Origin of the sequence: Streptomyces sp. VNUA24 (assembly GCF_029167005.1) — a bacterium.
GTDB classification, from domain to species: domain Bacteria; phylum Actinomycetota; class Actinomycetes; order Streptomycetales; family Streptomycetaceae; genus Streptomyces; species Streptomyces scabiei.
The window spans coordinates 112,997-131,775 of sequence record NZ_CP119143.1 but is presented as its reverse complement, the minus strand read 5'-3'; the positions used below and the strand labels follow the sequence as shown (position 1 = coordinate 131,775).

The 18,779-nt window shown below is 68.9% G+C and carries 18 protein-coding genes and 2 pseudogenes; 9 read left to right on the top strand and 11 right to left on the bottom strand.

Going from position 1 to position 18,779, the window contains the following annotated elements; translation table 11 throughout:
* Positions 1–107: 107 nt before the first annotated feature.
* A complete protein-coding gene (locus PYR72_RS00560) occupies positions 108–263 on the top strand; it encodes a hypothetical protein (protein ID WP_275453289.1) in 156 nt (51 codons plus the stop codon).
* Positions 264–483: 220 nt separating this feature from the next.
* Here PYR72_RS00560 and PYR72_RS00555 read toward each other — a convergent pair whose 3' ends face one another.
* Complete coding sequence (locus PYR72_RS00555; RefSeq protein ID WP_275453288.1) at positions 484–1,668, bottom strand: hypothetical protein; 1,185 nt, start codon at positions 1,666–1,668, stop codon at positions 484–486.
* 110 nt (positions 1,669–1,778) lie between these two features.
* On the opposite strand from PYR72_RS00555, the gene PYR72_RS00550 reads away from it, so the two are divergent.
* From PYR72_RS00550 to PYR72_RS00535, 4 genes are all read left to right on the top strand, one after another.
* Complete coding sequence (locus PYR72_RS00550) at positions 1,779–2,045, top strand: hypothetical protein (protein WP_275453287.1); 267 nt, start codon at positions 1,779–1,781, stop codon at positions 2,043–2,045.
* Between the two features lie 325 nt (positions 2,046–2,370).
* Positions 2,371–3,573 (top strand): AAA family ATPase, encoded by a 1,203-nt coding sequence (locus tag PYR72_RS00545; RefSeq protein ID WP_275453286.1) that lies wholly within the window; start codon positions 2,371–2,373, stop codon positions 3,571–3,573.
* Entirely contained in the window at positions 3,570–4,166 is a 597-nt protein-coding gene (locus PYR72_RS00540) for a DUF4276 family protein (RefSeq protein ID WP_275453285.1), read from the top strand. The genes PYR72_RS00545 and PYR72_RS00540 overlap by 4 nt, the downstream gene beginning before the upstream one ends.
* A 664-nt stretch (positions 4,167–4,830) precedes the next feature.
* Entirely contained in the window at positions 4,831–5,391 is a 561-nt protein-coding gene (locus PYR72_RS00535; RefSeq protein ID WP_275453284.1) for a hypothetical protein, read from the top strand.
* Between the two features lie 192 nt (positions 5,392–5,583).
* On the opposite strand, the gene PYR72_RS00530 is transcribed toward PYR72_RS00535, so the two are convergent.
* From PYR72_RS00530 to PYR72_RS00500, 7 genes are read right to left on the bottom strand one after another with little or no spacing between them, the layout of a single operon-like run.
* Positions 5,584–5,847, bottom strand: coding sequence for a hypothetical protein (locus PYR72_RS00530; RefSeq protein ID WP_275453283.1), 264 nt, complete (start codon positions 5,845–5,847; stop codon positions 5,584–5,586).
* On the bottom strand, positions 5,844–6,140 hold the full coding sequence (locus tag PYR72_RS00525) for a hypothetical protein (RefSeq protein ID WP_275453282.1): 297 nt from the start codon (positions 6,138–6,140) through the stop codon (positions 5,844–5,846). The genes PYR72_RS00530 and PYR72_RS00525 overlap by 4 nt, the downstream gene beginning before the upstream one ends.
* Positions 6,141–6,164: 24 nt before the next feature.
* The gene (locus PYR72_RS00520; protein WP_275453281.1) at positions 6,165–7,634 is read right to left on the bottom strand and encodes a Wadjet anti-phage system protein JetD domain-containing protein; all 1,470 of its coding nucleotides are present in this window, start codon (positions 7,632–7,634) and stop codon (positions 6,165–6,167) included.
* Positions 7,627–10,722, bottom strand: a complete 3,096-nt coding sequence (locus PYR72_RS00515; RefSeq protein ID WP_275453280.1) for a hypothetical protein — start codon at positions 10,720–10,722, stop codon at positions 7,627–7,629. Before PYR72_RS00515 ends, PYR72_RS00520 begins: the two co-directional genes overlap by 8 nt.
* Positions 10,719–11,354, bottom strand: a complete 636-nt coding sequence (locus PYR72_RS00510; RefSeq protein ID WP_275453279.1) for a hypothetical protein — start codon at positions 11,352–11,354, stop codon at positions 10,719–10,721. The genes PYR72_RS00515 and PYR72_RS00510 overlap by 4 nt, the downstream gene beginning before the upstream one ends.
* 3 nt (positions 11,355–11,357) lie before the next feature.
* Positions 11,358–11,924 (bottom strand): hypothetical protein, encoded by a 567-nt coding sequence (locus PYR72_RS00505; protein ID WP_275453278.1) that lies wholly within the window; start codon positions 11,922–11,924, stop codon positions 11,358–11,360.
* Positions 11,921–13,090, bottom strand: coding sequence for a hypothetical protein (locus PYR72_RS00500; RefSeq protein WP_275453277.1), 1,170 nt, complete (start codon positions 13,088–13,090; stop codon positions 11,921–11,923). Before PYR72_RS00500 ends, PYR72_RS00505 begins: the two co-directional genes overlap by 4 nt.
* A 1,198-nt stretch (positions 13,091–14,288) precedes the next feature.
* Here PYR72_RS00500 and PYR72_RS00495 point away from each other — a divergent pair.
* Positions 14,289–14,522 carry a hypothetical protein gene (locus PYR72_RS00495; RefSeq protein ID WP_275453276.1) on the top strand — a complete coding sequence of 78 codons (234 nt, stop codon included), beginning with the start codon at positions 14,289–14,291 and terminating at the stop codon, positions 14,520–14,522.
* Between the two features lie 9 nt (positions 14,523–14,531).
* Entirely contained in the window at positions 14,532–15,317 is a 786-nt protein-coding gene (locus tag PYR72_RS00490) for a helix-turn-helix transcriptional regulator (RefSeq protein ID WP_275453275.1), read from the top strand.
* A gap of 340 nt (positions 15,318–15,657) precedes the next feature.
* On the opposite strand, the gene PYR72_RS00485 is transcribed toward PYR72_RS00490, so the two are convergent.
* From PYR72_RS00485 to PYR72_RS00475, 3 genes and pseudogenes are all read right to left on the bottom strand, one after another.
* Entirely contained in the window at positions 15,658–16,836 is a 1,179-nt protein-coding gene (locus tag PYR72_RS00485; RefSeq protein ID WP_275453274.1) for a hypothetical protein, read from the bottom strand.
* Between the two features lie 70 nt (positions 16,837–16,906).
* Positions 16,907–17,104: pseudogene (locus tag PYR72_RS00480) on the bottom strand (hypothetical protein); the annotation flags it as partial.
* Between the two features lie 387 nt (positions 17,105–17,491).
* A pseudogene (locus tag PYR72_RS00475) lies at positions 17,492–17,825 on the bottom strand (transposase); the annotation flags it as partial.
* Positions 17,826–17,944: 119 nt separating this feature from the next.
* Between PYR72_RS00475 and PYR72_RS00470 the strand changes: the two are divergent.
* Positions 17,945–18,190 (top strand): hypothetical protein, encoded by a 246-nt coding sequence (locus PYR72_RS00470; protein WP_275453273.1) that lies wholly within the window; start codon positions 17,945–17,947, stop codon positions 18,188–18,190.
* A gap of 38 nt (positions 18,191–18,228) precedes the next feature.
* Positions 18,229–18,756 carry a sigma-70 family RNA polymerase sigma factor gene (locus PYR72_RS00465; protein WP_275453272.1) on the top strand — a complete coding sequence of 176 codons (528 nt, stop codon included), beginning with the start codon at positions 18,229–18,231 and terminating at the stop codon, positions 18,754–18,756.
* Positions 18,757–18,779 lie beyond the last annotated feature (23 nt).

The following is an 18,779-nucleotide window of genomic DNA, read 5'->3' as shown; positions in this document are numbered from 1 at the left end:
CTGACTTCCTCCCTCATCGCATCTCAGAGTGACTGCTCTCCCAGGCCCCACGGTGGACAACAAGCCGGCCGGCCGTCCTGTTGTCCCCGAGGTGAGGAACCACCTTCGTGCCTAGCAAGAAGCGCAAGAACAAGAAGCCGGACCCGAAGTCCCGCCGACGTCGGGACCGCTCCCGTGAGGGTGTGCGCGACGCCGCCGTCGGCGGCGCGATCGGCGGCGCCGTCCGCGCCGGAATCGACTGGCTGCGCGAGCTGATCTCGTAACAGTCGGCGCCTCGACGGGCTATCACGCCGCTCGCGCGCGGGGGTGACACGTCGGGCTCCGGCCCTTCGTGTCACCCCCGCTGCGCCGAACACCTCGTAGGCGGACGGGTTACGTTCCGAGTTCGACGAGACGTTCCCGGCGCCGGCCACGAGCCGCTTGCGGTGCATCTCGCGCACCCCCAAGGTCCAGGCCTCCAAAGCATCCACGCATGATGCCCGACTACCCTTCAGGACCTTGAAACGGCCCATCCACCGGGCCCGCGGTCCGCATCACCGCCTGCCGGCCGTTCTTCAGCTCGGCCATGGCGCGCATCCACTTCTCCCCGAAGCCGACGGCCCCCGTCTCGTCACCGGGGATACGGAAGACGTCCGGGTCCACGGCGAGCTGCTCCATCAGCGCCTCGTACAGATTGCCGAAGATCGGCTCCATACAGACCACCAGAGACTCGGCGAACTGCCCGGGGGAGGGGCTGACGGCAATGACGTGGTCCAGGAGGGGGAACATCCCCCACTCGTCGATCAGCTGCCGCAGCGCGGCCTGCGCGGGTGTGTCCGGCATGAGCAGCCCGTGCATCACGTACAGCCCGTAGAACCAGCGCAGGCCGAGCAGTACGGTCCGGGCCCGCACGAGCTCCTCATCACCGGCCTGCCTCACCGCATCCACCGCGTCCACGTGCCGCTCCAACAGCCCCCAGTCCACCGGCGGTCCCTCGCCCCGCTCGGCCGCCCCCAGCATCTGCGCCCAGTCTTCGACCGTCAGCCCGTACATGCCGAACGCGGCGAATGCCTCGGCCAGCGCATCTGCCCCGACCTCCTGCACCCCCAGGCCGATCGCGGCGACCAGATGCACCATGCCCCCGGAGTCCGGTCCCTCGGCCTCCAGAGGCACGTCCTCGGCGGCTTCGAGTGCCGCGCGCACCAGGGCGGGGTTCGCCGCCCCGCGGCGCGGCCGCGCCGCGAGTTGCCCGGCGGCCGCATACAGCGCGTCCTGCCCTTCCTCACCCGTCCCGGCCGCGCTGCGAGCGAGCTCCACGAGCCGGTGGGACACCGACTTCTCCAGCGCCCAGACGAGAGCCTGCCGCACGGCGCCGATGGGGGGCTCCGGCACCGCCATCACGCCCGGCTGCGCGGGCATGCCGGCCTCGGCGAACCAGTCCAGCACGGCCAGCCGGCGATCCCGCCCCTGGCGCAGATGCCGGGCCAGTGCCGCGGCGCTCTCCACCACCACCGGATCGACTCCGTCCACCACCGTCCCCCGACCCCGTCCGAGCCCGCGCCGCCGGTGGCGCGGCAGCAACCCCGCCCGCCGCCAGCTCTCCAGCTGGCCGGCCGTCACCACCACCTCCCGCGCGCTCAGTTCACTGATCACCTGCTGATCGGCCGGACTTGCGGTTCCTCGCGCCATGTCCACCATTACAACCCCGAGAAGTGGCTTTTACCGCGGAATTCTGTCTCTGGCTCACTGGTCTCCAGCACCGCTGCAACCAGCCAACTCCCAGGAAGAACAGCCCCGCCATGACTCCCAGCCACCGGACCCGCATCCGCACGAGGGCAGCCGCCGCCTTCACCACCGTGCTCCTGGCCGTCCTCATCACAGCCGCGCTCCACCACCCCGGCCACGTGAAGGTTCTCCTGGCCGTCCTCGCGGCCGCGCTCGCCGCGATCACCGCCACCCTCGCCCTCGCCGCATCCTTCGCCCCCACTGCGGCCACCCGCACCGCGGCCCGCCACACCCTCGACCTCCTGCTGCGCCTGGTGCCCTGGTACACCCCACGGAACTGACCCGCCTGGCTGTGTCGGTTCCCGGACCAGTGCGCGGGCGACGATGCCGGTGACGGCAGGGGAGTGGCGGCTGAAAGGGAGCCGGGGGCCTCGGTAGGGTTGCAGGCGCGGGCCAACCCGGTCATGGGCGGCCTCGGCACCGGAGTATCGACACGGCGATGCACTTTGCCGGTGAAGGACGGTGGCCGGCAAACGGTGACGACGGATGAGGAAGCGGGGACACACGTGGACAGCAGCGCACCTGAGGCGGTGCCCGGCCGGCCTTCGGCGAGCTGCCAGACCTCTCGACAGTGCGCGGCGTCTCCTCCACGTACGGCGTGTGCCCATGTTCCTGAAGCAGGTGCGGATCGAGAACTTCCGGTCCATCGCCGCGTGTGACGTGCGGCTCGGCCCGCTGACGGTCCTCGCCGGGCCGAACGCAGCTGGCAAATCGAACTTCCTGGACGCGCTGCGCTTCGTCCGGGATGCCCTGAGCTCGACACCAGCACACGCACTGGAGCAGCGAGGCGGTCTGGAAGAGGTCCTCCACAGGTCTCCGGCGGGCAGCCAGGCAGCCTTCTTCCGCATCCGTCTGGACCTGAGCGTCCCCGCACCGGGGCCCCGCGGCGAGCCGCGCACGTTCGACTCCTCCTACCTCGTGGAAGTGGGAGCCGATCCCGAAGGAGACGGCAGGCCCGCGATCAGGCGCGAAGAACTGTCCGTCCCGGAAGGCACCTACCTGTTCTCCGGACCGCCCGTGCCGGGCCAGGAACCGCACGAAAGCTGGCGGGAGCATCTGGTGCTGTCCCGGCTCCCCAAGGACAAGGACGAGTTCACCCGCGTCTTCCGGCGCTTGTATTCCATGCGCTTCTACGAACTGCACACCCCCGTCCTGCGGGACATCGACCAGACGCGGCGCCGGCGGGGTGACGTCGTGCTCGGCGAACGCGGCGAGAGACTGGCACGTGTGCTCGCCTCCCTGGCCCGCAGCGCGCCCTGGGCCAAGGAAGCCATCGACGGCTACATCTCGACAATGATCGAGAACGCGGCAGGTCTGGACGGCAAGGAGGTCGATGAAGCCGACCTGGCCTACGTCGTCGGCCGCTTCCACGAAGACGGCAGCCACAAAGAGGTCGACCGCCGGTCACTGTCCGACGGAACACTCCGCCTGGCCGGTGTCCTCGCCGCGCTCTTCCAGCCCCGGGCCCCGACCGGATCGATCCCCTTCATCGGCATTGAAGAGCCCGAGATCTCCCTGCACCCGCCGATGCTGGGCGCCCTCTACGACGCCCTCCTGGCCGCCTCGCACAACACCCAGGTGATGGTGACCACCCAGAGCGCCGATCTCCTGGACAACCCCACCGCCGACCCCGATCACCTCCTCGTGCTCCGAGACGACGGCCACGGCAGCACCATCGGCCCGGTCGACGAGACCGGACGCCGCCTGCTGACCGACGGCGTACTCACCCTGCCTGAACTTCTACGCAGCGGAGAGATGCGCCCGGAACCCGGCCTGCCCGGCGGCAGGCAGGAAGGCGACCCGAGATGACCAGCACCTACTCGGCGATCGCCCCCGTAGTGGAGGGCCACGGGGAGGAGAAGGCACTCCGTGGCCTCCTGCAGCGGCTCGTCCCTCACCTCCGCGAAGGCGCCTACGCCCACATCCAGCCCGCCTACCGTCTCCCGCGCGACCAGATGCTCAAACCCGAGCCGCTCGCCAAGTCACTCACCATCGTCACCGCCCGCCAGCCGCGGCCCACCGCCGTTCTCGTCCTGCTGGACGCGGACGACGACTGCGCCGTCGACCTGGCCGCACAGGTACACAGCCTGGCGCAGAACAGCCACGCCAACACCCCGGTGACCGCGGTCGTGGCCGTGAGAGAGTTCGAAGCATGGTTCCTCGCCGGAGTCAGAGGACTGGCCGGGCACATGGGACTGCCCCACGACCTCACCCCACCGCCCAACCCGGAGTCGATCCGCGGCGCCAAAGAGTGGCTGTCCGACCGCATGCCAGCAGGCAGCACCTACCAGCCCCCCGCCCACCAGCCCTCCTTCGTCCAGCACTTCGACCTCGACGCAGCCCGCCAGGGCTCACCCTCATTCGACAAACTCTGCCGTGAAGTGGTGCGTTTCCTCGGCTGAACAGTCCCCCACGGGCACACCGCCGGAGCAAGAGAAACTCGCCTGTGGCCGAAGCCGTCTGATATCACATCACCCCAACAGACTCAACGGCAAAGCGCGTCACCGCAGTTGTGAGGTCTCACTGATGCTGCGGTGACGGTACGTCGGTGACCTGCAGTACCGCAGGTGCAATGAGACCCTTTCTCAGACCTGTACATGCCGTTTGACCTGCGGTGCTGTATGTTGGATGAGATTGCCGCAGATGTAATGAGAACGCCTATAGGGCGCGATTGAGGGAGTCGGTCGCAGCCTGTTCACCGGGTGCTGGCCGGTCGTGACTGCTCGCACCCCCGCAGCACGCCTCCTCGCCCAGCCATCTGGTGATGGCCGCTCAGCTCTCGACGTTGATGCGGTGATCCGTGGCCAGCCTCGCGAGGCCGGTGTTGTAGCCCTGCCTGACGGCACGCTTGCTCAGGCAGGGTGTTCATCGGCCCCGGACTGTCCAGGCAGGTGCCCGGCCGGTTGCGTGGCGGAGTTCTCGAAGACGCACTTGGCTAAAGCCGTCTGGCCGTCTGGCCGAGAGGGTGTCGCGGGCTACGGCAGGTCGTACGTGCTGGCCTCTGGGTGACGGGCCGGTCGGCTTCTGCATCGGTGCTGTCAGTGCTGCCCTCTACGCTCGGTGCCTGTGACGACAGCAGCATTGCCGGGGGTGGTCTATCCCTGGGCGAGGAAGACGGCACCGCTAGCGGATTCCACACTCCGAGGCGGCTGGACCGGTTTGCCTGCTGCGGGGGAGGGCGGCCATGGCCGGCGGTTGGAGGAGTTGCGGGATGTGCCGGTGCTGGCGCTGTTCGGGGAGCGGGGCGCGGGCAAGTCAGTGGCGCTCCTGCAGGAGCGCCAGTCTCTGGAGGCGGCGCAGGCTGCGGCGCGATGGGTGAACCTGGGGCGGTGCCAGACCGAGCGCCAGGTCGGTTCGGCACTGGCTGATGCCGCCGCGGCCCGGGAGGCGGGGGAGTGGTGGGTATTCCTGGACAGTGTCGATGAGGGCTTGAATGTCCTGCCTGCTCTGGGCGGGCTGATCGCCGACGACTGCGACCGCTGGGCGGCCACCAAGCGGCGATCGTGCCCCGCAACCAATCACACACTCAAGTCCGTTGACCGCCACCAGCAACAACAGGCCCAGATGCAACGAGACCTCAAAGGGGTCCCAGTCGCAGCCTTCACCCTCGACTGCACCCTGCCCTGACCGATGCCGTCGAAGTCGGGCCCGGGGAAGCCGACGGGCGGGAGGAACCGTTGTACGGCATGCCGCCTCGAGAGGACTTCACGTTCGAATCGGCTGTGGCCTGACGTCACGGGGAGCGAACGCACCCCTCACGTCGAGCGAGAGCCAGGTTCCAGCAGCACAACCACCGTGCTGATGCGGCGGGTTGGGCCGTCAGATTTCCAACAGGAAGTTTTCGTCGGTCAGCCGCCATGTCACGCCGGACGCGTCGGTGAAGACGGTGGTGACGGCGATCTCCCCGACGCGGTCCATCAGGGAGTCCTTGGAGGCGAACTGGTAGGCCTGCCGCGGGCCGATGCCGCACGGTGCATCGACGATGCGGTGATCCGTTACACGGGTCGCCTGGACCTGATCCGCAGTGAGATCACCGAACTCGACGTCGACATCGGTGATGGGGCGGTCGCTGCTGTTGCTCACGACGGCCTGGAGATAGCAGCCGTCGGCTGCGTCGGCCCGTCGGGACCGATCACCAGCCGGGTGCGCAGCATGACCTGGCGGGCCTGAGCGGAGCGCCGGTCCTGCGCCGCAGCCGCGAGCGCATCGCGCTCCGCCTGCAGATTCACCGGCTGCTCGCCGATGAAAACACGCTGCTCGCCCAGCTGTTGGCGCTGGCTGCGCAACGTGATGAAGGTGAAGGCCGCCGCGGCCGCAGCGAATATGGCGCCGGCCCAGGTGGGCGCGTCACCCCAGTTGATCGATTCCAAGCTCATGGAAGGGCACTGTAGAGGCGGTGATCACGCGGTGTCTGCGCGTCCGGGTGCTTCCTTGGCCAGCCGGGTGGGGGTGGAGCCGTCGGTGAGCTGGTTCAGTATGTCGGTCAGGATCGGCAGGACTTCGTCGTAGAGGGTTTCGTGCTCGCAGCCGTCGCCGTCGTTGCGGGCGATCTCGGCGGCCAGGGCGCGCAAGGAGGGCGGACCGCTGACGGCGAGCCGGTGGGCGAGCTTGAGGTTCTCCTCCTGCTTTCCAGGTTTCTGGCGGTACTTCGTACCGTCCTTGTACAGGCTGACGTCCATACCGACGGGGGTGATGGTGCGGCCGATGCGTTCGGTGAGGTTGGCGATGATCTGGATGCCGTGGGCGTCCAAGTCCTGCCAGGCGGCCACCGGCAGCGGTGCCATGGCCTTGAGGAACGCGGCCAGCCCGTGCGTGGCGTAGCCGGCACCCCACATGCACAGCCACCGGTCGGCGATCTTCGGATGCTTGCACACCTCAGTGAAGGTGTCCTCGTTCTCGATGAGGAGCACACCCACAGCTGAGCAGTCGATCAGGCCGAGACTGAGCAAGCCGCGGGCGGGCAGGCCCAGCCAGGGATGGCATGCCGCGGCGTCGGCGATGACGGTGTCGACCCGCCAGCGCAGTGGGCCGCGCATCCGCAGCTCGGTCTCGCTCTCTTCCACGGCTTGGTCGAAGGGCATACCGACGAGGTTGGCGAACGCCTGCCGACGTGGCGGGGTCCAGGGGACCTTGGTGTCACGCATGCTCTTGCCGACCAGGGCTTTGGCAGTCAGTTGCCGAGATCTGGGCTGGGCGGACCACCACACCGCGGCGGATCTGACTGCCACCTCGTACACCCGCCAGTCCTCGGTGCCGGTGGCGCTGCCTGCCGGGACCTTGACGGTACGGCCCGGGGGAGTGGCGGCCAACAGGGCATGTTCATTGGCCAGTTGGGGGACCCCCGTCATGGCGTGCAGCAGCTCGGCATGCAACTGCAGCGGGTCCGGGTGTCCCCGTAGTTGTGTGAGCTTGTCCTCGCGCAGGTGGGCCCAGGACTGTGTCAGTCGCCAGGAGTCGGGGACGAATCCGGTGGTCTGCACGACCTTGCAGCGCAGGACGACAGCCCCGCTCCGGATCAGGGACACTGCGGTGCGCCATGCCTCCTGCGGACCGAACTCGGCCTCGATGGTCGACCACCGCTTGTAGGTCCGGGTCGACAGGACCTTGATCAATTCGCCGCTCGACATGCCGGGCGGTGGGTCGTAGGCCTCGACAGGGCCGGAGGCGATGAGGTCAACAATGGTGGGCTTGACGCGTCGTTTGCGGTCGAGGGGCACGCGCAGGAGCACCTCGTCGCCGTCCTTGCTGGTGCGGGGCACGGTGACCGCGACAACCCCGGCCGGAAGGCCGGTGAGCGGCACCTCCCGTCGGCCGTAGGCCTCGCCGATCAGCAACGGAGGAGGGGGGAGGGGCGCGGGGGTGTCAGGCATGGGAGCGTCCCGCGGTGATCCAGTCGGCGGTCAGTTCCACGCGCTGGGCGTTCGGGTCGTATCCCCAGGCGCGGGTGGGCTGGTTGTAGGCGTCGGAGGAGGCGGCGTGGGTGAACCACAGCAGCTCGTCGCAGACGTCCGCGGCATCCACCAGGACGCTGTCCTGGCAGGTGCCCAGGATGGTCAGTTGCTGCCGGCGGGCCACGTCGCGCAGGGCGGCGAGCATGTCCTTGCGGTTGACCTCGCCCAGGCTGTTGCCGAGCTCGTCCAGGATCAGGACGCGGCCACGGGTCTCGGCGTCGGCGAGGAGGGCAGCCAGGACCAGCTGGATAGCATACACCTTCACCTGGGCGCCGTTGGCGTTCTCCCGGTAATGCACGTAGCCGCCGCGAGCTGAGCGTTTCCAGTGGGGGGTGACCTCCCAGCGCCAGGGCATGGCGCCCTCGGGCCGCACGCTCGCCTTCTCCAAGCGGGCCCCATCGCCGCCGCGCTGGCGGTCCAGGGCGTCGAAGGCATCGTTGATCTGGGTGAGCAGCCCGTCGATATGCCGCTCGATCATGTCCTGCAGCGTCTCAAGGGTGCGTGCACTGTTCTCCGCCCCCTCGGTGAGCTCGGCCAGGGCCTGCTCGCCCAGGGCACGGTCGGCGGCGATCTGGGCGGCCACGACGGTATCCCGTTCGGCGTATCCGTCAAGCCGGATCTGCAAGGGCAAGGCCATGTTGTCAAAGCTGGTTCCTGGCAGCGCTGACGTGTCCTCTTCGGCGAAACGGGCCCGCGCCTGCCCTGCGAGACGCAAGTCGCCCTCGGCAGCAGCCAGCGCACCGTCCGACAGGCCGTAGTGCCCGTAGGCGATGCGCAGTTGGTCCTCGACCTCGCGCCGCAGCCGGCCGGGCCGGGGTACCGGCGCGCCGACGTCACCCACCCCCAGCAGCTCAGCAGCCTCCTCGACTGAGGCCCCCCACAACTGCAGCCACGCCGGACAGGCGATCTCGGCCCGGATCTTCTCCAGGGTGCCGTTCTCCCTGAGCCGCTCCTTGTGAGCCTTGACGGCCGTATCCAGAGTCAGCTGCGCGGCCAATACTCTCTCCTGGTGGGCTGACAGGGCGGCCTGGGCCCGTTCCCACGCCCCTTGCAGTTTCTCCTCAGTGCCACGGGCGGCGGTGACATCCACGTCCGCAGCCGCCACCGCGGCGGTCAGTTCAGCGTCCTGCACCTGCAGAGCGGCCAGGCGCTGTGCTGCCACAGCAGCGTCGTACTCGATCTGAGCGATCTCCAGCTGCGCCTCGGCGGTCTCCACGCCCGCGTCCGCCGTACCTGCCTTGCTCCTGCACTGCTCCAGGTGCGCCCTGGCCTGGACGAGCCGGGCAGCCCGACCTGCGACCGGGGCGTCGAATCCTCCCAGGACCGTCAGGGACAGGCCGGGATCGCACACGGCCAGCGGCTCGTCGACCGTGCTCATGCGCTCCTGGAGCGTATTCAGGAACCCGGTGAGCGGCATCCGGCTGCGCACTCCCTGGGGCCACACCCCCACAGCGTCATCAGCATCCGCGGCGATGACCTGTGCACCGGGCAGGCTGCGCAGCGTCTCCCGCGCGCGTTCGGCCCGCTCGTGTGGCACCACCACGGCATCACGCCAGGCCCACAGACGCGGCTCCCACGCCGCACGGGCCGACTCTTCCAGCTGCAGCTGGTCCATCAACCCGAGAGCGGTGATGCGTTCTGCGGCGAGAACCTCAAGCGCCTGGCCAGCTGCCCCGCTGCGCCCTTGCTCCACCGCCGTCATCAGCTGATGGGCCTCTCCGACGGCACGGTGTGCATCCTCCGCCTGCCGCTGTGCGCCGTACAGCCCGCCACGGGCCTCCTCAAGGCCGGTACGCGCGTCGGCGGCGCTCGCCCCCCGCCACACGGAGGTCTGCGGCCTCAGACCGGCCATCTCCTGGCGCACCAGGCCTTGCGTGGTAGCCGCCGAGGTCCGTACCGCACTGGCCTCCTCGGTGATCTGTTTGGCGTCCGACCACGCCTGGCGGGCTGTGCCGGCGAGGCCGGCCAGATCGGTGGCCGCCCGCAGCTCGTCGAAGCGGCTGCGGGCCTGCTCGACCAGATCCTGCGCCTGGCGCACCTGTTCGTTCTTGTCGCCCAGCTCCGCCCCCAGTCTCTGGTCGGCCTGGACGGACTGGAGACAGGAGGATGCCACGAAGCGCTGCCATGCGCGGCGCCCCTCTTCGAGAGCGGCACGTGCCAGGGCCCGGGCCCTCACACCCTCCAGCACGGCCTCGCCTTCCGCCATGGTCTGTGCGTGATCGGCTTGAACCTTCTCCAGCTCCCGGGCATGCTCCAGAGCCTTGCCGCGGCGGGCCGCCTCCTGCTCCAGCAAATGGGTCATGCCGGACAGGGCGATCAGGGCCTCCCCGATCTCGTGCGGTTCCATCGCGGTCAGCTGCTGGCTCAGCAGCGAGGGCACTGCCGGCCGCAGCGGGGTGTCGAGGTAGGTCAGGCATCGCGGCGCGTTGCCGTAGAGCTCTTCGGCCATCCGGCGCACCGACAGGATGCGGGCGGTCCCCAGCTCCTGCCACCGATCGTCCGCCTGCACCGCACGCTCGGCATCGGTTGAGGCGTCGGCCACATGGATGCCCTCAGCCCAGTTCGCCTGGACGTAGGGGGCGGACGAGGCGAGGCGCACCCACACCGTCAGCGCATCCGCGGCAGGATCGCTTTCAGCGCCGGTGAAAACACCTACCACGTAGCCGTGGGTGGCCGCCGGCATCTGCTGGGCCCGGTCCACCCCTGCCGCATCCGGCTTGAACAGGATGCCGCTGGCGTACAACCCGTGGTTGGACTCGAACCGCCACTGGGGATCGGCCAGCAGCAGGGAGACCGCGATGAGGAACGAGGTCTTGCCGGAACCGTTGGAGTCTTCCTTGGGGCCCATCCCGGATACGGCGACGAACGTCTCGGGGACCACCGGGACCGCGTGGGTGGTCAGCCGGGCGATGTCGAACGTCTGGACCGCCACGAGGTGCCGGTCGCCGACGATGCCGCGATGTTCGGCGAGCCGGGGCAGCTCTTCCTCAAACAGATACTCGTTCACCACGCCTCTTCGCTCCCGTCAGCCTGGGATGTGTTGCGTGCTCTCAGCCGCAGGATCGACCCGGCGAGCGCCCCTGCCGGCTCAGCCAGCAGCACCAACTGCTCGAACAGGGCTGTCTGGGCCGCCGGGGTCAGCCGCAGCAGCTGGCTGCCCAGCACGATCCCCGCAGCCGTGAAGCGCACCAAATCGGCCGCGGCCAGACGGCGCAGCGCGGCGTCCACCACACCGTCGGACACCGCAGACTCCTTCAGCCGCTCCCGGCTCACCGGCACGCCCTGGGTCCACAAGGTTTGCGGCAGAACGCTGCCGCGAGCCCGGGGGACGGCGACACTGAACAGCATCACCAGCGCCAGCACGGCGCGGTCCTCACACGGCAGGATTCCGATCCCCTCGGCGGCCAGCCGCTCTCGGACCGCGTCGTCGTAGCCGGACAAGAACCCCTCGCCCACAGCGAGCAGCTCCCGCCCCGAGGCTGCCAGCACTTCCTCCACCACCCGGCGCAGCGGCACCTCCGCCAGCGCTCGGAAGTGGGCCGCAGGCACAGGAAGACGTGCGGTCTCCACCGCGCATACCGCAGCCCGCACCTCTGCACGGCGCTGTTCCGGCAGTGCCTGAAGCAACGTCAGCTCCATGCCCTACTCCATTTCCGCACAAGGCAGACAGCTGTAGCCGCGCCGCAGCTCGTCGATGTCCCGCTCACTCCATGCGGCCACCATCGGTCCCAGGCGCACTAGACCGTCCCCCACATCGGCAGCCAGGTAGCCGCAGGCACGCAGGGTCCGCAGCGCACGGCGATAAGGAGAGGTCTGCCCGATGGATGCGATGCCCTCGAGCAGGGGGCCGTCGCCCGGCGGGGCGCAGGCCGCGAGCACGTCCTCCTCGGCCACCGCGCGCCCCGGGTAGGGGCCAGCGCGGTCGGGATCAGGCCAGCACAGGCGCAGCGCAGCCCCCAGTGTCAGCAACTGCGACGGCGTAGCCTCCCGGTGGGTCTTTGGATCCGCCACCACACCGCTGACCGGCTCCACATCAGGCAACCAGCGCACCATGACGCCCCGGCCACCGCCCGGCATCGCCACCTCCACCAGACGCCGCTCCACATCAGCCGCCGCCTGCTGCAACTCCCGCAGCTCACCGGCCGCTGCGGCAAACGACACGACCCGCACAGCGCGCGCCCGTGCCAGCCGATAGGCGTCATCGTTCACGACCGCTCCTCCTGCTCCGCGGACGCATCCGGATCCGCAGCACCCGAGACGTCCTCAGGCAGGCGGTACAGCGACAGCGGGGAGGCGTACGTGACCGTGCCAGCCGGCTCCACCAGGATGCCGTCGCTGACCTGAACGAAATACGGAGTGGTGGGATCTGCGGACGCCTGCAGCAGGTCCACCACCGCGGCGATCGCAGCAGGCCACGGCAGCGCCCGCAACGGCGCAGTCAAAGCCGCCTCCTGACCACCGCTCAGCCACAACTGCATGGACGCCGCCCGCCGTTGGCGCAGCTGCCGTGCCTTCTGACGGGCCACCTCCAGCGGATCAGGGCCCGGCGGCAGCGCCGCGGGCCGTGCCGGACGCCGACGAGGCACCGGAGGCCGCCGCTCCTCAGCCGCCACCAGCACCTGCGCCGCGGTAATCTCCACACTGGCCGGGTCGAAGACAGCGCCGGCGAACACCTCCGCAAGCGCATCTACCGGTGCGCTCAGCGCGGCGGACACATACTGCTCGGGCTGCAGCATGGTGAAGTCCCGCCGGGCCCTGGCCTGCTCCAGCAACCGGTCAGAGAACTCATCCACCGCAGCCGAATACCGCAGCGCCTCATCGATCAGACGCGTTCCCGATGCCCTCAGCCGCGGAAAATGGCTGCTCACCGCCTCGACCAGCCGATGCGCGTGGGTCAGCAAGACTGCCTTCGAGCGATGGTGATGACGCTCGCCCACCAGCTCTTCGATGGGCTTGGACCGCACCAGCCGCAGCAGATGCCCGGTGTTGATGGACAGATCGCGCCGCGCCCGCAACAGCTTGGCCGCCAACTGGCCCTCATCCAGCAGCCCCTGTTGCAGGCTGTCATGCGTGCGGTCCAGCAGCGTCGTGATCTCCTCGACGCCGCCGGCCTGCGCCAGCCGCTCGAAGACCAGCAGAGCCGCTCCGCTGGTCGGATTGAAGACGTAGCGCCCTTCATAGGCCTTGCCGCGGGGCCGCTCCAGCAGCCGCAGACCCACGAAGACCTTGAACCGGGCATCGAACGCTTCTCCCGACGCCACCGAAGCGCACGCCGTCGCAAGCTCCGAGCGGGTCAGTCCCAGTTCGGGGGCAAGGTCACCGAACACGTCATGGATGGCCTCGGCGAGCCGCAGCGACAGCGGATCCTCCGTCACCGCGTTGGCGGACGCTGCTACCGGAGCCATAAACGGCTGCACGTAGTCCAGGGGCCCAGGGCGCGTCTCATCGGCTAAGTCAGCGAACAGATCACCCTGCTCGACGCTGCTCTCCTCTAAAGGCAAGGTCCCCCCTGGCCAGAACGGACGCCCCCGCACCCTCCTTCAAGGGGCCGAACCTATCCGCCACAGGCGCCGCGCGCTGGCACATCGTCAACATCCCTCGCTTTAGTGACGGATAGCACAAACAGGCCGTCTGGATACCGGAGGGCACGCACCCGCAGGCAGTCCGTTCCTCGGCCCGGACCCGGGTACAAGCCCGGGTGCAGGCGCTACGGGAGACCCGTGCGCAGAGTTCGCGGCCCACTAGCGGTGAGGTGGAGCGATGGATGTCTTCATGGAGCCAGGAGTAGGCGTAGTTGATGGCGGGCGCGTCACCGAAGACGGTCACCGTCCGTCTCATCCTGTCAGAGGACGACCTCTACGCTCCGGTGCCTCCTGTTCCACCCGGGAACGAGCCGGCGAGGGCCGCTTCCGACGCCGCTCCCGAGACCCCGGCGACGCCCACGCCAACACACGCTCGCTGTCGAGCACAGCGGCATGCTTGGGCGCGCAACACTAGAAGCAGTTGAGCGCGCGGGCGGTCGTCAGTGTTCTGCCCCGCTTGACGGCCGCGGAATGCCGTCGGTCAAAGAGCTGGAACGGTCGGTAGCGCCCCGCACGGGGCCGCGGCATGACGAGGGCCGGGGTCTGACGCCCGGCCCTCATCAGGGGCACCCATGTGCTGCCACACATATGGGCGCCGAAGGCTCTTGTGTCCTGTGACCAAAGCGAAGGAGTCCGCAACCGTCGAGGAGAACCTGCCCAGAGCGTGGCACCGAGACAGGGACGAGGCAACAGGAGGTGGAGCACCGTTGAAACAATTCGCCCTCCCGCAGGAACACGACACCGAGTGATCCAGCATTTGAGCAGGTCAGCGAACTGCACCGCTGGACTCGCAGGGGCCTCACGGCGGGCTCGCCCTAGGAAGGGCACACGGATGAATCAACTCGCCCGCAGGCCCGCGCAGTAGGGCACGATTTGTTTCACGCGCCCGGTCGGCTGCCACCACCGGACGCCCACGCGAAGGAGTCCGCAGCCGCCTGCAGACGACCCCAGGTCGTCCGCCGGCCGATCCCCAATGAAGGGGGAGAACCACATGAGCCGTCACCGACACGCCACCGGCGTCACGACGCCCGCACCGCACCACCCCTCCGGTCCGGAGACCGTCCTCATCATCGTCATCGTGCTCACAGCCGCCTGGCTGGCCCCGCGCGGGCTGGAGCCCACCACCATCCTGCAGCTCCTAGGCGGCGCAGGCCTCACCGGTGCCGGTACGGTCACCGCACTGCGCTGGGCCCGGCGCACGTCCTGGGCCATGACGGCGGCGTGAGGAGGAGTCATGGGACGCCCAGAGAAGCCCCTGAACCATTCCGGACAACACAACATCGCTCTGCTCGCGTTGGCTTCGTGGCTGCGCGAACGCCGCCAGGAAGCCGGCCTGTGCTACGCGGAACTCGCAGCCCGCACCCAGGCCAGCGAACACCCCTGCTCCGTCAGCACCCTCCAAAGAGCCGCCAGCGGTAACACCATCCCGCGCCTGCCGGTCGTAGAGGCATACGCCCGGGCCTGCGGAGCCTCCGTAACAGTGGCCCGCACCTACTGGAGCGAGGCCCGCTCCCGTGCACGCCGCGGACCAGCGGTCGTGCCCCGGCCGCGGCTGATCAACACATCAGCCGAGCTCCGCCTCGCTCTGCAGGCCGCCTACGCACGGGCCGGCTACATGCCCCTGCGTGAAATGGAACGGCGAGCCCGGCACGGCCGTCTGCCGACGACCACCGTCAGCCGCATGCTCAAGGGCGACACGATGCTCAGCCACCGCCAACTCCAGGCATTTCTAGAAGTGTGCGGCGTCCCCGGGAAGGAGCACGGCGACTGGCTCGACGCCTGGCAGCGGGCCTGGAACGCCCAATTCCATGCCCCGACCACTCGCCTTGCGGAGGTGGCGCACCCAGGACACCGCGTCGTGGAGTACGACCGGCACGCCTATGCCCACGATCACCCCGGTCGCCTCCGCAGACACTATGTTCACCAGGGCCGCTTCTCCCGCAGGAGGGCCTGGGAAGAGGCCACTGACGACACACGACTACGCCTCACGTCGTCTTCGGCAGCGACAATAAGCGGGTGAGAGCAGAACGGTCCTAGCACGCTGGGCGAATCGTGGCCAGCGGTAGCGTTGCAGTGGGGCCCGGCCCGGCAGATCTCGCCGCGTCGGGCCGCACCCAGGTGCAGCGCAGCTCTCAACCGCTGTTTTTGCCCCACGTCATAGCGGTTGGCGCCTGCGCCAGCTGGCCCGCCGACCGAAGGACGCTCTTCGTGACTGGCACAGGACCAGGTGTCGAGGAGCGCGGTGAAGATCTCCACTGCGGCGGTGAGGAGTTGCCCGGCGCGTAGCTGGGATCCGGGGAGGCCCCTCCGTCCGTTAAGCATCTTGAGCAGGACGCGGTGGTCTCGGAGCTGCTCGATCGTCAGAGGCCGGTTGAGAGCTCGCCGGTGATCTGCCGGCCGCGCGGGTCGCCCAGATCGGTCAGGGCCTGGGCGGCGTCTACGCACCAGTCGAGCCAGTCCGGGTCGCCCCGGTAGTCCTCGATCAGCTTGTGCAGCGCGCGAATGGCCGCCTCGCGGTCCAGGGGTGCGAGCCGGTTTGCCGCGTCGAGGCGGTCGTCGAAAAGGATGTCCGCTCCGGCGAGGTATTCCAAGGCCGGGCGGGCGCGTTCGTCCCCGACAGACAGGAGTACGTCAGCGGCCCGTACCCGGACGGACTCGTACACGTGAGAGTCGCGGACGAGCCGATAGCAGGCATCTCTCCCACGCACCGGGTCCAGCTCCAGCAAAGACCTGGCAGCCAGGAGACGGTCGCTGAAATCCGGGCTGTGCGGGTCGTCATTGAACTCCTCGTCCAGGAGGCGATCGTCCGCCAGCGTCTCGAGCGCGGTGATGCCCTCCTGCAGGTCCAGTTCCGCCAGCACGGTCGCCGCCCAGACACGTGGGGTGGCCTCGCCATCGGGATCTGCGCTCGCTGTCGCCATGGCCTGCGCCGCCGCCCGGACCAGTGGCTTCCACTCATCGGCGAGTAGGGTGCCCAGGGTCAGCTGTGTGGCGATCAACAGGCACCCGCGGATGTTGCCGGGCACGGCCAGGGCCTGGAGAGCGGTGGCGGGGTCGATTGGCGAGGCGGTCCCGGGGTCGATGAGGAACCCGATGTAGGAGGCGGTGTTCAACGGTGCACCCCACGGGTTCGTTCCCCAATCCCCTTTCCAGGGGTCGAGTAGCCGGTCGAGCTCTGCAGCATGGGAGGGGTGGTCGCGTGCGATGTGGCGTGCAGCGCAGTACTCCTGAAGGGTCTGGTGGAGGAAAGCGAAACTGTCCCCGGAGCGGGTGAGCAGCCCGCTGCGCCGAAGGGCCGAGGCCAGGAAACCGTTCCAGTCGTCCTCCGGCACGGCGCGGGGGCGCTCGGCGCTGTCCAGGGCTGCCAGCGCACTGACCCAGGACGCTTCGCTGCCGTTGTGCTGGTCGGCCGCCAGGTTGTCGATCGTGTCCGGCAGTTGGTCGAGCAGGGCGTGGGCCTGAGACACGGCTGCGGGGCCGAAGCGCGTAAGGGCGGCTTCTGCCTGGCTCCGGACGCCTGACAGGTCCCTGCCGCTCATGCGGCGGTGCAGCAGGCTGGTGAACTTCGCGTACAGAGCCCCACGCGTGTCGGGCAGCGACTGCCCGGGCGGCGAGCACGGTCCGGTACAGGCTCATACGCTGGCGGGACAGGTCCAGATCGAGGGTCCGCAGTCCCGACCACGCGATGTGCAGCGGCAGCTCCACCCTCCCGCGCTCCGGTCCGGTCAGCTCGGCGAGACGGGAGGGCAGCTGTCCCTTTCCTCTTTCTCTGCGCGTCGGACTGGCTGTACAAGCTGCTGCGCCTATCCGGCGCGCTGGCCACGCGGCTGGGGTGCGGCAGCGGGCGAGGGCCTGTTTGCCGGGGAAGGCTACTTCAGGGCGGCGACGAGGGGTGCCCACAGAGGTGGGAGCTGCCCGGGATGACGAGGCGTGCCTGGTGGCGGCACGGGTCATGATGACGTAGGGCGGTCGTGAGCCGTTGTGGAAGCCGCGGCCGATTGCCCTGGCTGCTTCAGCCGCCATGCACGGCGTGGCCCTGCTAGTTGTGCTGTTGGGCCCCGCCTACGGCCGCGGGCGGGGCGGGCCGTTGTCACCGGCGGGGCGCATCGCTGCCATGGCTGAAGGTGAAGCGGTGCCCGACGGGTTGCCTGCCCATAGGCCAGAGGCGGACCACGCGTTGTTGGGGCCCCTCACCAGGCCCGCGCCATGGCGAGTGCCGCGACGGGCGATTGCGAGCACGATGCCTAGATCAGGGGCTTGGTGGCGGTAGCTGTGTGATCGTAGCCACGGTCGGCGAAGAGCGAATCGGACTTGCAGCGGGGACAGCCAACCCGACCGCGGACCGGCGGGATCGCGTCGAGCAGAGGCAGCAGCTGGGTGACGTCGTTGTGGTTGCCGCCGGTCAGCAGGAACCGAGAGTGGGGTGCTGTGCCTGTCGGTGATGAAGTGAGGCTTCGAGTCAGCCCGGCTCCGGTTGACGTTCTGCGGGAGCAGTCCTCAGTCCACCGGCGGTTCCTCGCCGCGGACTTCGGCGCCGTCTTCAAAAGAAATCGCTCGTACGGCCCCAACCGGATCCGCGTGTGGTGACAGTTACCCCGTGACGACGTCGTGGACGTAGCTCGTGCCCCTTCGGAAGGACCACCGCACATGGGCCTCACTGCCTGCACCCTGATCTGCACTGGACTCGTGCTGATTCTGGCCCCCACCGTCGTGCACATTCTGTCGAGAGTGCTGTACGAACGGGCGCGCCGTGCCACTCTGGTTGCGGTCGTCGGCCTCGCCCGTGAGAGTGCAGTCCAACTGCTCATGCACCACGATCTCAACAATTGCGATATCCGTGTCGTCTACGTACCTCCGACCACCGCCCTGCCCGAGCACGCGACGGGATCATGATCGAACCATTCCCTGAACCAGCTCCTCCCTCACGATCCGTGAGTTTTGACGAGCTGTTCACCGAGGGGTTCACCAGGACCGTGCGCACACTGGTGCTAATGGGGTCGGACCGGGCCACCGCCGAAGACCTCGCGCAGGAAGCCTTCGGCGTCGCCCTTAAGAAGTGGGACGAGGTCGGCGGCCTCGACAGCCCGTTGGCCTGGGTAGGCAAAACCGCCCTCACCCTGTGGATCTCGCACTGTCGCACCTCGGGTCGGCGCCAGAGCCTCCTGGCGAACGCGGAACCCTTGTCCACGAGCGCAGCCCCTCACGCGCTCACGACATCGGACCAACGCATGGACCTCGTACGTGCCTTGGAGCAACTTCCAGAACGGCAGCGTGAGACGGTTGTCCTGCACTACATCCTCGACCAACCTGTCAGTGCCATCGCCCGTACGCTGGAAGTAGCCGAGGGAACGGTCAAGTCCCAGCTTCACGATGGCCGCCGCTCTCTTCGCCTCCTGATGGCCGACACTGATACGCACCCCATTCGGGAAGGGGGATCGAGTGGACCACACCGAGAGTGACGAGGTTGCTCGTCTCCTCGCGG